This is a genomic window from Bradyrhizobium sp. CCGUVB4N (assembly GCF_024199945.1).
GTDB lineage: Bacteria > Pseudomonadota > Alphaproteobacteria > Rhizobiales > Xanthobacteraceae > Bradyrhizobium.
Genome location: NZ_JANADP010000001.1, coordinates 2,487,401 through 2,501,161 on the forward strand (window position 1 = coordinate 2,487,401; position 13,761 = coordinate 2,501,161).

Consider the following 13,761-nt stretch of genomic DNA (forward strand, 5'->3'; position numbering starts at 1 on the left):
CCGAGCGGAAAGGCGATGACGGACGCGGTCGACCGGGCACGCGAACGGATTGTCGAGGAAATGTTTGCGAGCTGTTGCGCGTTCTCAGTCAGCGCACGAGCGCGCTCTCATCGCACCTTTGTGCGTCGAAATACGACGATTGGTATCGGATTGCCGCAGAGTGTTGCCGCGCCGACATAGTGTGAACCATCGGTTCTCCCTATCAATCCAGGCGCGACTTGGAATGCTGGAATGCCGGTGGTTGGAATGGGAATGAAGCGTCTGCTGCTCGCGACCTCGGCGCTGGCGAGCTGCCTGTTTTCGGTTTCGGCCCAGGCCCAGAGTGTGTGGCACGGCTTCGGCAACTCGACAGCCACCAGCGATTACAATCTCGGCACCAACTGGTCGAATCCGCCGGCGGGCGCTCCGCCAATCAATGCCGGCCAGTCAGCTCAATTCACGGGAGGGGGCAGTACGACCATCACGGTCACTGCCGGCCCGATCACCCCGGATTCGTGGACGTTCGGGGCAAACGCCAGCAACTACGCTTTGTCGGGCGCCGACGTGAACTTCAACGGCGCCGGACCGAACCTCGTCAACAACGCCAATACCGGTCAGAGCATCTCGATCAGCAACAACATGACGGGAGCGGGCATCTCGCAGGCCGGCGCCAGCACGCTGACGCTGAGCGGGACGAACTCGTTCACGACGACGAGTGTCTCGGCCGGCACCCTCGTCAACAGCGGCACCCTGACGTCTGCTGTTTCCGTCACGAACACCCTCGCGACCTACGAAAACACCGGCACGCAGAATGGCGGCCTCGACAACAACGGCGTCACGCGCAATTCGGGCACGCTGAACGGCGGCTTGATCAATTCGGGTGGTTATATTCAGTTCGCCGGTTCAACCAATGGCGGGCTGACCAATATTAACTCGGTCGGCGCCCATGCCGGCGCCTTCAACGGCGCGATCGACAATAGCACCGGCGGTCTCTTCGAAATCTTCGGCACGGTCACCAGCGACAGCACATTCACCAACAGCACCACCTCGTCTGTCCTGTTTTTTTCCAGCGGCTCTTACACCGTCGCTGGACTGATCACGAACTCGGGCACCGATCCGGCCGGAGGCATCGCGGTAAGCGCCGGCTCGACCCTCAACGCCAACGGCGGCCTGACCAACAACGCCAACGCGACGATCGTGAACAGCGGCGGTACCGTGACCGGCAACCTGAGCAACGCGGGCATCGTCACCAACAGCGGTGCGATGGGCGCGGTGACCAACACCGGATCGTTCGACAACCAGAACGGCGGCTCGATCACGACGCTGACCAACAATTCCGGCACGTTTACCAACGAGAGCGGCGCGACCGTCTCCGGCGCGGCGACGATCTCCGGCGGCACCGTGACCAACGCCGGCACGTTTTCCTCCACGCTCGGTCTGACCGGCGGCACGTTCACCAACAACGCGGGCGGTCAGGTCCAGGGGATGACCACGATGAGCTTCGCCACGGTGAACAACAACGGCACGATGGCCGGAGTGACCATCAACGCGGGAACGCTCAACAACAACAACGGTGGCACAATCGCGACGGTGACGGCCAGCGATGGTAATTTCCGCAACTACGCAGGTGCAACGGTCTCCGGCGCGGTGTCGATCTCTGCTTCAAACATCACGTTGAACCACGGCACATTCGCCAGCACGCTTGACGCGACCGGCGGCATTTTCACGAACGCCGCCGACGGCCAGGTCCTGGGTGCGACGACGCACAGCGGCGGTGGGATGACCAACTACGGCACGATGGCCGGCGTGACCAACTCGTTCGGGAGTTTCACCAACTACGACACCGGTTCGATTACGACGCTGACCAATAGCGGCGGCAGCTTCTATAGTTTAGGGACGGTCTCCGGCGCTGCGACTATATCTGGAGGCAGCGTGGTAAATCACCAAGGTACGTTTGCGAGCACGATCGGGCTGACGGGCGGCTCGTTTGAGAATGATTCTGGCAGTGTGGTCCAGGGCGCGACGACGAACAATGGCGGCGCGGTGGGCAACTACGGTACGATGGCGGGGGTGACCAACGCCTCCGGAACGTTCGGCAACAACACCGGCGGCTCGATCACGACGCTGAACAACAATGGCGGCACCTTCACCAACGATACCGGCGCAACGGTCTCCGGCGCGGCGACGATCTCCGCGGGCAGCGTGACGAACGCCGGCACGTTCTCCAGCACGCTCGGCCTGACCGGCGGCACGTTCACCAACAACACCGGCGGCCAGGTCCAGGGCGCGACCACGAACAACGGCGGTACGGTGAACAACAACGGCACGATGGCCGGCGCGATCAACACCTCCGGAACGTTCAACAACAATAACAACGCCACGATCACGACGCTGATCAACAATGGCGGCCTCTTCCAGAACGACAATCAGGGCAGGGTCACGGGCGCTGCGACCGTGTCTTCAGGCACCGTGCAGAATGCCGGTACGTTTGCGAGCACCCTCGGTCTGACGGGCGGCACGTTCAACAACTTCGGCACTGTTCAGGGCGCCACCACGAACAACGGCGGCACGGTGGGCAACGGCGGCACGATGGCTGGCGTGACCAACACGTCCGGAACGTTCAACAACAACGGCACCGGCTCGATCACGACACTGAACAACAATGGCGGCACCTTCAACAATGACGCCACGATCAGCGGCGCGGCGACGATCTCCGGCGGCACGGTGTTCGTGACCGGCAGCGGGACCATCGGCGGCGCGGTGAGCCTCACCAATGCGGCGGGAACGCTCGATATCTCCGGCGTCACCACCGGTCTTTCGATTACGGATTTCTCGGGTGTCGGCGGAAGCACCGTGAACCTCGGTGCCAAGACGCTGACGATCTCGGGTGGCACCCAGACCTTTGGTGGTGTGATCCAGGGCACCGGCAATCTGGTCCTGTCCAGCGGCGCGGAGACGCTGACGGGCACCAGCAGCTACAACGGAACGACCACGATCAACGGTGGCACGCTCAGGGTCGATGGCTCGATCGCCAGCTCATCGATGACGACGGTGAATGCCACGAGCACACTCTCGGGCGTGGGCACCGTGGGCAATGTTTCCGTCAACGGTGGCCTGTTCGCGCCGGGCCAGGGCGTGGTCGGCGGCTCCATGACCGTTGCCGGTAGCCTCGTCTTGAGCGCAGCTTCGACCTACCTCGTGGAAGTGACGCCGGCGACGTCCACCTCCAGCATCGTGACCGGCAATGCAAATCTCGGCGGCGCGACGCTGGGCGTCAACTTCGCGGCCGGCAGCTACGTCTCGAAGCAATACACGGTCGTCGCCGCGAGCAGCATCACTGGCGCGTTCAATCCCACCATCCTCAGCCTTGGCCTGCCTGCGGGTTTCAGCATCAGCGCGAGCAACGACCTCACGCACGCCTATCTGAACCTCGTGCTGAACTTTGCACCGCCGTCAGGAAACCTGAACGTCAACCAGCAGAACGTCGGCAACGCGATCATCAACTTCTTCAACACGACCGGCGGGATCTCGATGGCGTTCGGCGGCCTGACGCCGGCCGGCCTGACGCAAATCTCCGGCGAGGTCGGCAGCGCGCCGCAGCAGTCGACGTTCAATGCGATGACCCAATTCATGGGCGTGATGACGGACCCGTTCGTCGCCGGCCGCGGCGATCCCGTTAGCGCCGGCGGCGCACCGAATGCCTATGCCGACGAGAGCTTGGCTTACGCCGCGGCCGGGAAGGGACGTTCGGCCAACGCGCGCGACGCGTTCGCCGCCTACACCAAGGCTCCGGTGGCGCCGTCCTTCGAGCAGCGCTGGAGCGTCTGGGCCGCCGGCTTCGGCGGTGCGCAGCAGACCGACGGCAACAATGCGCTCGGCTCCAACACCACCACCAGCAGCCTCTACGCGACCGCCGTCGGCGCGGACTATCGCGTGTCGCGTGACACGCTGCTCGGCTTCGCGCTGGCCGGTGGCGGCACCAATTTCTCCGTCGCCAGCAATCTCGGCGGCGGCCGCTCCGACCTGTTCCAGGCCGGCGCGTTCTTCCGCCACAACGCGGGTCCCGCCTACATCACGGGCGCGTTGGCCTATGGCTGGCAGGACATCACCACCGATCGCACCGTGACCGTCGCCGGCGTCGATCGCCTGCGCGCCGAGTTCAATGCCAATGCCTGGTCAGGCCGGCTCGAAGGCGGCTATCGCTTTGTTTCACAAGGCATTGGTCTGACGCCCTACGCAGCGGCGCAGGTCACCGCCTTCGACCTGCCGGCTTATGCTGAACAGGCGATCGCGGGCAGCAACCAGTTCGCGCTCGCCTATGGCGCCAAGAGCGTCACCGATACACGGAGCGAGCTCGGCCTTCGCACCGACAAGGCCTTCGCTCAGGACGACGGCATCGTCACGCTGCGCGGCCGCGTCGCATGGGCGCACGACTTCAACCCCAACCGCGCGATCGGCGCCACGTTCCAGACCTTGCCCGGCGCGAGCTTCGTCGTGAACGGCGCGGCGATGGCCTCGGAGATGGCGCTGGTCACCGCCGCGGCCGAGAAGAAATGGCTGAACGGCTGGTCGGCGGCCGCCACGTTCGAGGGCGAGTTCTCCAACGTCACGCGCAGCTATGCCGGAAAGGGCGTGGTGCGTTACGCTTGGTAAGGCTGCGGGCTTGAGGGTCACGAGCCGGCGTCCGGACGTCGGCGTCCCGGCGAAAGACAGGAACCAAAGGAGAGGGCGGCCATTAAGGTCTCATGACCGATGCGCCCAAATCAGCCGCTCGTGCTGCACGTCTCGTGATTGTTGCCCTCGCGGCAGTTGCGGCCTTTGCGCGGCCCGTCGGCGCGGATCAATCATCGACAAGCGCTCCGCTGAAAAGTCCTGCCGATTTTTCGTCGATCTCGAACACAAGCGAGCGCTCGCGCGCGATCTTCAACGAAATCGGCAAGGTGGTCATGAATCCGCGTTGCATGAACTGCCACCCGGCGGGCGACCATCCAACGCAGGGCGACGATTTTCACGAGCACATGCCGCCGATCTGGCGGGCCGAGACCGGGCATTTCGAGGCCAACTGCTCGGGCTGCCATGGCTCTCACAACGTCACGCTGCTCGAGGCGGCTTCATATCGAAGCATTCCCGGTCATCCGCGATGGGGCTTTGCGCCGATGTCGATGGCGTGGCAAGGCAAGTCACTGGGTGAGATCTGCCGCCAGTTGAAGGATGTCCAGGCCAACGGCGGCCGCGACCTCGCCGCGTTGCAGGAGCATGTCGCCAAGGACGATCTCGTCGGTTGGGCCTGGAATCCCGGCGAAGGTCGCAAGCCGGCTCCCGGCAGCCAACAGGTTGCTGGCGAGCTCGTGCAAGCGTGGATCGACAGCGGCGCGGAGTGTCCGCGCTAGCTTACCGCCCGAGCTGCTTCGGATCGTAGAAGAACCGCTCCTCGACGATCTGCTCGCCACGCCAGGTCTGCCAGGCGATCTCCTCAAAATTGCGCGTGACGCCTTCAGTGTTGGTGAAGCTGAAGATCCAGCGCGTGGCGACGTTATCGCCCTCGATCAGGCTCGGCCCGACGCGGACGGCCTTCACCTCTTTGGACATCGCCAGCACGCCGCGCTCCTTGGTAACGAGAGCGTCGCGGCCAACCGTCGGTGCGGTGTTGTTCTCATAGGTCACGGCATCGGGTGTGCAGTAGTCCTCGATCGCGCCGATAAAGTCTCCCTTCTCGAGGCGCTTCGCAAATTCTTCGACGATGTCACGGCTCGGCATGATGGTCCTCACGATTAAAACCGACTGTTAGTCGGTAAATACCGACCGGCGGTCGAAAAGTCAACTGGCCGCGTGAGACGAATTGGATTAGATGGGACTCATGGCAAAACAGGCGGAGCGGCGGGCAGCGACTTCGGAGGCGATCCTGACGGCGGCGCGCCGGTTGTTCGGGACGCAGGGCTTTGCCGCCACCACCATGGACGCGATCGCCGAAGCGGCCGGCATCGCCAAGGGCGCGGTCTATCATCACTTCAAGACCAAGGAGGCGGTATTTGAGGCCGTGTTCGACCTCGTCTCGCGCGATCTCGTCGTTGAGATCGACAGTGCCGCACGCGCCGAGAAGGACGTGTTGGCCGCGATGGTCGCCGGCACCCAGCATTATTTTGCCGCGACCGCCAAAGGCCCGACCGGCCAGATCATCCTGCGCGACGGTCCCGCCGTGCTCGGCTGGGAGCGCTGGCGCGAGATCGACGCAAAGCATTTTGGCGGCAAGATGCCGCGCGCGCTGTCGGTGGCGATGGAGATGGGCCTGATCGCAAAGCAGCCGGTCGAGCCGTTGGCGCGGCTGCTGCTCGGCGCGGTGACCGAGGCCGCGGTCGCCTGCGCCGGACGCGCCGATATCGCAAGGGCAGGTGCGGAATATGCCCGTGCGTTCAAGTCGCTGGTCGAGGCGCTGCGTCTGCGGGCATGATCGTGCTAGTGACGAACCGGAAACGCCCACACCAACAAGAAGAAGCGTAGCGCATGAACGCAAATTCCGCCCTCGCGCCATCCGATCCTGAGTTCGACTACATCATCGTCGGCGCCGGCTCCGCCGGCTGCGTGCTCGCCAATCGCTTGTCTGCGAATGGCAAGCACAGCGTGCTGTTGCTCGAGGCCGGCCCCAAGGATTCCAACATCTGGATCCACGTGCCGCTCGGCTACGGCAAGCTGTTCAAGGAAAAGACCGTCAACTGGATGTACCAGACCGAGCCGGAGCCCGAGCTGAAGGGCCGGCAGGTGTTCCAGCCGCGTGGAAAAACGCTCGGCGGCTCGAGTTCGATCAACGGCCTGCTCTACGTTCGCGGCCAGCACGAAGACTACGATCGCTGGCGCCAGCACGGCAATGCCGGCTGGGGCTATGACGACGTGCTGCCCTATTTCAAGAAGGCGGAGAACCAGACGCGCGGTGCCGATCAATATCACGGCACGGGTGGGCCGCTGCCGGTTTCCAACATGGTCGTGACCGATCCGCTGTCGAAAGGTTTCATCGACGCCGCGGTCGAGACCGGGCTTCCCTACAATCCCGATTTCAACGGCGCCAAGCAGGAAGGCGTCGGCCTGTTCCAGACCACGACGCGCAACGGCCGTCGCGCCTCGACGGCGGTGGCTTATCTCGGCCCGGCGAAGAGCCGCAGCAATCTCAGGGTCGAGACCGAAGCGCTCGGCCAGCGCGTGCTTTTCGAGGGCCGTCGTGCGGTCGGCGTCGAATATAGGCAAGGCGCGAATGTACGCCGCGCGCGGGCGCGCAAGGAGGTTGTGCTGTCGAGTGGCGCCTACAACTCGCCGCAGCTCCTGCAGCTCTCCGGCGTCGGGCCTGCCGATCTCCTGCGCAAGCACGGCATCGATGTGGTGCTGGATGCGCAGGGCGTCGGCCACGATCTGCAGGACCACATGCAGGTCCGCATCGTGATGCGCTGCTCGCAGAAAATCACGCTGAACGACACCGTCAACAATCCGCTTCGCCGCACGCTGGCGGGCGCGCGCTACGCGCTGTTCCGGAAGGGCTGGCTGACGATCGCGGCCGGCACCGCGGGCGCGTTCTTCAAGACCAATCGGCGTCTCGCCTCGCCCGACATCCAGGTGCACTTCCTGCCGTTCTCGACCGACAAGATGGGCGAGAGGCTGCATGATTTTTCCGGCTTCACGGCATCTGTGTGTCAGCTCCGGCCCGAGAGCCGCGGCTCCTTGCGTATCAAGAGCGCGGATCCGACGGTGCCGCCGGAGATCCGCATCAATTACATGTCGACCGAGACCGACCGCACCACCAATGTCGAGGGCATCAAGATCCTGCGCAGGATCCTGAACGCGCCGGCGATGAAACCGTTCGTGGTCAGCGAGTACGATCCCGGGGCGAAGGTATCCACGGATGCCGAAATCCTGGATTATTGCCGCGAGCGCGGCAGCACCATCTACCATCCGACCTCGACCTGTCGTATGGGCAACGACGCGCTCGCGGTGGTGGACCAGCGGCTGAAGGTGAGGGGGCTCGAGGGCCTTCGTGTCGTCGACGGTTCGATCATGCCGGACCTCGTGTCGGGGAACACCAACGCGCCGATCATCATGATCGCGGAGAAGGCGTCCGATATGATATTGCAGGATGCGCGATAAATTCGCGTTGGAGAGGATTTGGACTTGGCACCGCGATTCAAGATCGGCACCCGCAAGAGCGCGATGGCGCTGGCCCAGACGGACGAGATTGCGCGCCGCCTGATTGCTGCCGTGCCCGGCCTCGACGTCGAGATCGTCAAGTTCGACACCACGGGCGATCTCGACCAGACCAGCAAGCTGCTGCCCCATGGCGGCAAGGGCGGCGCCTTCGTCGCGCAGATCCGCGCGGCGGTGCTGGCGGGCGAATTGCAGGCGGCGATGCATTCGCTGAAGGACATGCCCGGCAACGAGGACACGCCGGGCCTCGTCATCGGCGCCACGCTGTCGCGCGATCCCGCAAGCGATGCGCTGGTGCTGCGGGATGGCGTGACGCTGGCGGCGCTGCGCCAGTCGCGCGGCAAGGGTTTTAAAATTGGCACCAATGCCGTCCGCCGCGCCGCTTATGCGCGACGGTTGTTTCCGGACATTGAAGTCATTCACTTCCGCGGAGCCGCCGACACGCGGGTGCGAAAGCTCGACAATGGCGAGAAGCAGAAGCTGCCGGATGGCGGCGCCGTGGGGCCGGCCGATGCGCTGATCATGGCGCGCTCCGGTCTCGACCGCGTTGATCTTTCCAGCCGCATTGCCTATGAGTTCACCGCGGCGGAGATGCTGCCGGCCGCGGGTCAGGGCATCGTCGCCGTCGAATGCGCCGCGCAGGACTGGCACACGCGACAAATCCTGTCATCGATCGACGACGCCGACGCGCATGCCTGCGCCGATGCCGAGCGTGAGGTGCTGTGGGTGCTGAACGGCCACTGTAATTCGCCGGTCGCGGGTTTTTCGACCATCGCCGGCGGTCAGATGTCGCTCACCGCATCCGTGCTCGATCTCTCCGGCAACACCATCATCGAAGCCGCGCGCACCGGCCCCGCCAATCGCCCGCGTGAGCTTGGCCGTGCGGTGGGACTTGATCTGCTCGGGAAGGGCGCCGCCGAAATCATCGAGCGCAGCCGGCCGCGCTAGGCGTCGTTGCGAAATCACGATCGTCGAGATGGTGTCATCGTGCGCCTGTTTTGCCCGACGTGTCAAATGTCGGTGCGCGAGGTGCTCAACCCGCGCGAAGCGAAATCCTTCAACGATTTCTACTGTGCATGGGGTTGTTTTCGCGGTTTTGATTTCCGCCCCCTGACGGGCGGAATTTTTTTACCCCCGTACGCGCTTGATCATCTGCTCGACATGGGCGATCGGCGTCTCCGGCTGGATGCCGTGGCCGAGGTTGAAGATGAAGCGGCCTTGCGAAAAATTCGCGAGCACATTGTCGACCGCGCGGTCGAGCGCCGCGCCACCCGTGATCAGCACCAGCGGATCGAGATTGCCCTGCACGGCGACCTTGCTCTGAACGCGTTCGCGGATGAAGGCGGGCTCGGCGGTCCAGTCCATGCTGACGGCGTTGACACCGGTCGCCTCGACGTAACCAGGCAGCTGCGCGCCGGCGCCGCGCGGAAAGCCGATGATCTTCGCATCCGGCACTTTGGCACGCACGCCTTCGACGATGCGCCGCGTCGGCTCGGTTGACCAGCGCGCGAACTCGGCCGGCGGCAGCACGCCCGCCCAGGTGTCGAAGATCTGCAGCGCGTTGGCGCCGGCGTCGAGTTGCGCGAGCAGATATTGGATCGAGTTGTCGACCAGCACGTCGATGATTTTCGCAAATGCCTCCGGATGCCGGTAGGCCATCATCCGCGCCGGCGCCTGGTCCGGCGTGCCATGGCCCGCGACCATGTAGGTCGCAACCGTCCACGGCGCGCCGCAGAAGCCGATCAGCGCAATCTTCGGATCGAGCGCGCCGCGCACGATCTTCAGCGCCTCGAACACCGGCTGGAGCTTGCTGAAGTCGGCCTGCGCGGCGAGCGTCGCCACCTTCGCGGGATCGTCCAGCGGCTCGAGCCGCGGACCTTCGCCGACCTCGAAGCGCACGGAGCGGCCGAGCGCGTAGGGGATCACCAGAATGTCGGAGAAGATGATCGCCGCATCGAAGCCGAACCGCCGGATCGGTTGCAGCGTCACTTCGGCGGCAAGCTCCGGATCGAAGCAGAGATCGAGGAAGCCGCCGGCCTTGGCGCGCACCTCGCGATACTCCGGCAGATAGCGGCCGGCCTGCCGCATCATCCAGAGGGGCGGGACGGCTTGCCGCTGGCCGGAGAGCACGTCGATGAAGGGCTTTGTCGCAGACTGGGGCACGAATGGTCCTGATGCAGTTTTGAGGTTCCTGATACACCGTGCGCGGCCCGAGCGGAACAGGGGAACCAGCGCAATTGCGCCGCGTTGACCCCGCCAATGGAGGAGGAATTCCATGGCTCAGACATTCAACCCCGCGCCGCACGACAAGCACGCCGACAATCTGCACGAGGCGCTCGCGGCCGATCGCCACGCCAAGCTTGACACCGGGCTGGAAGATACCTTCCCCGCCTCCGATCCCGTGAGCGCCACGCAGCCGACGCCGTCGAAGGCCGATGCGGATGCCGACAATCCCTCGCTCTGGGACAAGGTTAAGTCGATCTTCAGCTAGCGGCCGCCGGTTTCCGATAGGCTTGATAAGACCTTGTTAGTGATCTGCGGAAGCCCCGGTCCGTAGGAGTACGGAAAACCCCGTAGATGAATGCGAATCCGCGCGGGTGCTTCAGGGTTCAATAAGAGAAGCGGCAGAGTTTCCGACTATTGGAGAATTCTGCCGCATGAACCTCGCCTCCCAGAGAGCCGGATGGAGCCGCCTGCCGCTGCGCGCGGCGGCGTTCGTCGTGCTCACCTGTGTGGCGATCCTCGGCGTCAGCGGCTGGCGTGAATGGGCCGCGCGGGACGCGGTGCTCAAGGGCGCCGAGACCGAGATGGCGAACGTCGCCCGCTCGTTGACGCAGCATGCCGAGGACAGCCTCGATCTGCTGGATTCCGGCGTCGTCGGCGTCGTCAGCCGGCTGGAGATGGATGGCGCCGATCCCGCGACGATCAACAAGCTGCGTACCCTGCTCGAGGCGCGCAAGAAAGCGATGGAGCGCGTCCACAGCCTCGCCATCATCGACGACCAGGGCAATTGGCTGACCTCGCCCGGCACGATCGCCTCGACGCTCAGCGACGACACGTTCTTCCGCCATCATCAGCTCTCGCCCAAGCGCGAGCCCTATGTCGGCCGTCCCGTGAAGAGCCTTGTCGACGGCGAATGGGTCGTGACCCTGTCGCGCCGCTTCAACAAGCCGGACGGCAGCTTCGGCGGCGTGGTGCTCGCGGCCATCGGCTCCCGATATCTGTCGCATTTCTACGAGCAGTTCGAGATCGGCCGCAACAGCTCCGTGACGCTGATGTACGGCGACGGCATGATCATCGCGCGCAACCCGAACAACGAAAAGTTCGTCGGCCGCAGCGTCGCCGACACCGCGCTGTTCCGCGACGCCAGCCTGCAACGGCCGTTTGGCGCCTATCATTTCAAGTCGCCGCTCGACGGCGCCGAGCGCGTCAGCTTCTTCAAGCGTTCCGGCCGTTACCCGCTGGTGCTGCTCGCAACCGTCGACAAGGACGAGCTGCTTGCGCCATGGCGGGCTGCTGCGATCTCCCGCATGCTGTACGTGGTCGCGCTGGTGATGCTGATCGCGGTGATCGGCGCGGTGCTGGTGCGGCAGCTGCAGCGCGGCCAGCGCATGGCCGCGGCCCTGATCGAGAAGGAGGCGCATTTCCGCCTGCTCGCGGAAGGCTCCAGCGACATGGTCACCCGCATCGGGCTCGACGAGCGGCTGCGCTACGTTTCGCCGTCGTCCAATCAGGTCGTCGGCTGGCGCCCCAATCAGCTGATCGGCACCGACGCGCTCGCCGGCATCCATCCGGAGGACCGGCCGCACGTGCAGGCCATTGTCGATGCCATGAAGCGCGGCGACACGGACGAAGCGCGCCTCACCTATCGCAACGTGCACCGGCAGAAGTCCGAAGTCTGGCTGGAATCGACCATGCGCGTCACGCGCAAGGACAACGGCAATGTCGACGGCGTGGTCGCGATCTCGCGCGACATCTCCGAGCAGAAGAAACTGGAGACGCGGCTCGAGACCCTCGCGATCGAGGATAGCCTCACCGGGCTTGCCAATCGCCGCCGCTTCGACGAGCGGCTGAAGGAAGAATGGGCGCGCGCCTATCGTGACCGCTCCAGCCTCGGCCTCCTGATGATCGACGTCGATCACTTCAAGTCCTACAACGACGAATACGGCCATCCCGCCGGTGACGCCTGCTTGCGCGTGGTCGCCAAGATCATCGCAGCCGAGATGCAGCGGGTCGGCGATCTCGCGGCGCGTTACGGCGGCGAGGAATTCGCCATGCTGCTGCCGAACACCGATGCCGCCGGCTGCGCCCGGATCGGCGAGCGGATCCGCGGCGCCGTCCACGACGCAGGCCTCGTTCATGTCTCCAGTGCGGTGGCGCCATGCGTCACCGTCTCGATCGGCGGCGCGGCCTGCCGCCCCTCATTCGAGCGCACCGCGGGTGCGGGATCGCTGGTGGAATCCGCCGACCGCGCGCTCTACGCCGCCAAGGCCGGCGGCCGCGATCGTCTGATGATGTCGGGCGAGGTCATGAGCCTGCTGAAGGCTTCTGGTCAGTAATGTCACTCAATAATGCGGAGGGCGCTCATTGGTGGGGCCCGGCGCATTCGCCTCGGCCTCCTGCAGTCGCTCGTTGAGCTGCGCCAGCTGCCGCGTCAGCACATCGATCTGCTTCCACTGCGCGGTGATGGTCTCGTTCAGGGTCTCGATGGTGTCGTCCTGATAGGCAAGACGCGTCTCCAACGTGTCGATGCGTTCGGCGAGCGTCTTGATGTCATTCGTCACGTGCGTGCCCCAATTCCTGTTCGCGCAGGCCTCGCTCGCGCAGGCCATGGCCAAGGGCGACGCGCTCGTCGAACACAAAACATTCGCCGCGCCAGCGGCTCTGCACCTCCGGCACCTCTTCCAGATATTTCAGGATGCCGCCCTTGAGGTGATAGACCTCGGCAAAGCCGCGGGCCAGCAGATGCGCGCTCGCCTTCTCGCAACGGATGCCGCCGGTGCAGAACATCGCGATCTTGCGATGTTTCGCGGGATCGAGCTTCGCAGCGGCAAAATCCTTGAACTGGCCAAAGCTCTTGATGTCCGGGTCGACCGCACCCTCGAACGTGCCCATCGCCACCTCGAAGGCGTTGCGGGTGTCGAGCACCAGCGTGTCGGGTGAGGCGATCAGCGCGTTCCATTCGGCGGCATCGACATAGGTGCCGACCTGCCGGGTCGGATCGGCGGCTGCATCGCCGAGCGTGACGATCTCCTTCTTCAGCCGCACCTTGAGTCGGCCGAACGGCATGGTTTCCGCGGTCGAGCACTTCAGCTCGAGATTGTTCAGCCGGCCGCCGAACATCGCCCCATGCGCGAGCTCGTGAGCGAAGGCGTCGATGGCCTCAGGCGCGCCCGCAATCGTGCCGTTGATGCCCTCCTGGGCCAGCAGCACGCTGCCCTTCACCGAAAGGCCGGCGCAGAACGCGCGCAGCGGCTCGCGCAGTTCGCGGTAGTCGGGCAGGGCGGCGAATTGGTAGAAGGCGCAGACCTTGTAAATCATGCGCCCGTTTAGCAGGCGGCCGGCGCCCAGAAAACCCGCAACCGACAGCTCTATTCC

The 13,761-nt window shown here is 64.7% G+C and carries 11 protein-coding genes; 7 read left to right on the top strand and 4 right to left on the bottom strand.

The genetic code is table 11. The features are described from left to right. The first annotated feature begins 252 nt into the window (after nt 1-252). Complete coding sequence (locus NLM31_RS11185) at nt 253-4,632, top strand: autotransporter domain-containing protein (protein ID WP_254192240.1); 4,380 nt, start codon at nt 253-255, stop codon at nt 4,630-4,632. A gap of 92 nt (nt 4,633-4,724) precedes the next feature. Beyond that, nucleotides 4,725-5,369, top strand: a complete 645-nt coding sequence (locus NLM31_RS11190; RefSeq protein ID WP_254192241.1) for an Isoquinoline 1-oxidoreductase subunit — start codon at nt 4,725-4,727, stop codon at nt 5,367-5,369. A gap of 1 nt (nt 5,370) precedes the next feature. Here NLM31_RS11190 and NLM31_RS11195 read toward each other — a convergent pair whose 3' ends face one another. Next, nucleotides 5,371-5,736 (bottom strand): nuclear transport factor 2 family protein, encoded by a 366-nt coding sequence (locus NLM31_RS11195; protein ID WP_254192242.1) that lies wholly within the window; start codon nt 5,734-5,736, stop codon nt 5,371-5,373. 100 nt (nt 5,737-5,836) lie between these two features. Here NLM31_RS11195 and NLM31_RS11200 point away from each other — a divergent pair, with 100 nt between their 5' ends. From NLM31_RS11200 to hemC, 3 genes are read left to right on the top strand one after another with little or no spacing between them, the layout of a single operon-like run. After that, entirely contained in the window at nt 5,837-6,427 is a 591-nt protein-coding gene (locus NLM31_RS11200; RefSeq protein ID WP_254129223.1) for a TetR/AcrR family transcriptional regulator, read from the top strand. A 53-nt stretch (nt 6,428-6,480) separates the two neighbouring features. Next, nucleotides 6,481-8,106, top strand: a complete 1,626-nt coding sequence (locus NLM31_RS11205; protein WP_254192243.1) for a GMC family oxidoreductase — start codon at nt 6,481-6,483, stop codon at nt 8,104-8,106. Between the two features lie 24 nt (nt 8,107-8,130). Then, nucleotides 8,131-9,111 carry a hydroxymethylbilane synthase gene (gene hemC / locus NLM31_RS11210; protein ID WP_254192244.1) on the top strand — a complete coding sequence of 327 codons (981 nt, stop codon included), beginning with the start codon at nt 8,131-8,133 and terminating at the stop codon, nt 9,109-9,111. Nucleotides 9,112-9,291: 180 nt separating this feature from the next. On the opposite strand, the gene hemE is transcribed toward hemC, so the two are convergent. Next, on the bottom strand, nt 9,292-10,326 hold the full coding sequence (gene hemE, locus NLM31_RS11215) for a uroporphyrinogen decarboxylase (RefSeq protein WP_254192245.1): 1,035 nt from the start codon (nt 10,324-10,326) through the stop codon (nt 9,292-9,294). A 112-nt stretch (nt 10,327-10,438) separates the two neighbouring features. Between hemE and NLM31_RS11220 the strand changes: the two genes are divergently transcribed. Next, nucleotides 10,439-10,654: a hypothetical protein gene (locus tag NLM31_RS11220; protein ID WP_254129227.1), complete on the top strand. Its 216-nt coding sequence runs from the start codon at nt 10,439-10,441 to the stop codon at nt 10,652-10,654. 166 nt (nt 10,655-10,820) lie between these two features. Further along, entirely contained in the window at nt 10,821-12,722 is a 1,902-nt protein-coding gene (locus NLM31_RS11225) for a diguanylate cyclase (protein WP_254129228.1), read from the top strand. A 6-nt stretch (nt 12,723-12,728) separates the two neighbouring features. Here the strand turns inward: NLM31_RS11225 and NLM31_RS11230 are convergent, their stop codons facing one another. Together NLM31_RS11230 and NLM31_RS11235 are read right to left on the bottom strand one after the other, a co-directional pair. Continuing rightward, nucleotides 12,729-12,947, bottom strand: a complete 219-nt coding sequence (locus NLM31_RS11230; RefSeq protein ID WP_254129229.1) for a SlyX family protein — start codon at nt 12,945-12,947, stop codon at nt 12,729-12,731. After that, a complete protein-coding gene (locus tag NLM31_RS11235; RefSeq protein WP_254135295.1) occupies nt 12,937-13,704 on the bottom strand; it encodes a rhodanese-related sulfurtransferase in 768 nt (255 codons plus the stop codon). Before NLM31_RS11235 ends, NLM31_RS11230 begins: the two co-directional genes overlap by 11 nt. Nucleotides 13,705-13,761: the final 57 nt, after the last annotated feature.

Bases quoted from the DNA above. Each gene is read 5' to 3' on its own strand.
- NLM31_RS11235 (WP_254135295.1), bottom strand. From the start codon at position 13,704: ATGATTTACAAGGTCTGCGCCTTCTACCAATTCGCCGCCCTGCCCGAC.
- NLM31_RS11225 (WP_254129228.1), top strand. From the start codon at position 10,821: ATGAACCTCGCCTCCCAGAGAGCCGGATGGAGCCGCCTGCCGCTGCGC.
- NLM31_RS11190 (WP_254192241.1), top strand. From the start codon at position 4,725: ATGACCGATGCGCCCAAATCAGCCGCTCGTGCTGCACGTCTCGTGATT.
- NLM31_RS11200 (WP_254129223.1), top strand. From the start codon at position 5,837: ATGGCAAAACAGGCGGAGCGGCGGGCAGCGACTTCGGAGGCGATCCTG.
- NLM31_RS11195 (WP_254192242.1), bottom strand. From the start codon at position 5,736: ATGCCGAGCCGTGACATCGTCGAAGAATTTGCGAAGCGCCTCGAGAAG.
- NLM31_RS11205 (WP_254192243.1), top strand. From the start codon at position 6,481: ATGAACGCAAATTCCGCCCTCGCGCCATCCGATCCTGAGTTCGACTAC.
- NLM31_RS11185 (WP_254192240.1), top strand. From the start codon at position 253: ATGAAGCGTCTGCTGCTCGCGACCTCGGCGCTGGCGAGCTGCCTGTTT.
- NLM31_RS11220 (WP_254129227.1), top strand. From the start codon at position 10,439: ATGGCTCAGACATTCAACCCCGCGCCGCACGACAAGCACGCCGACAAT.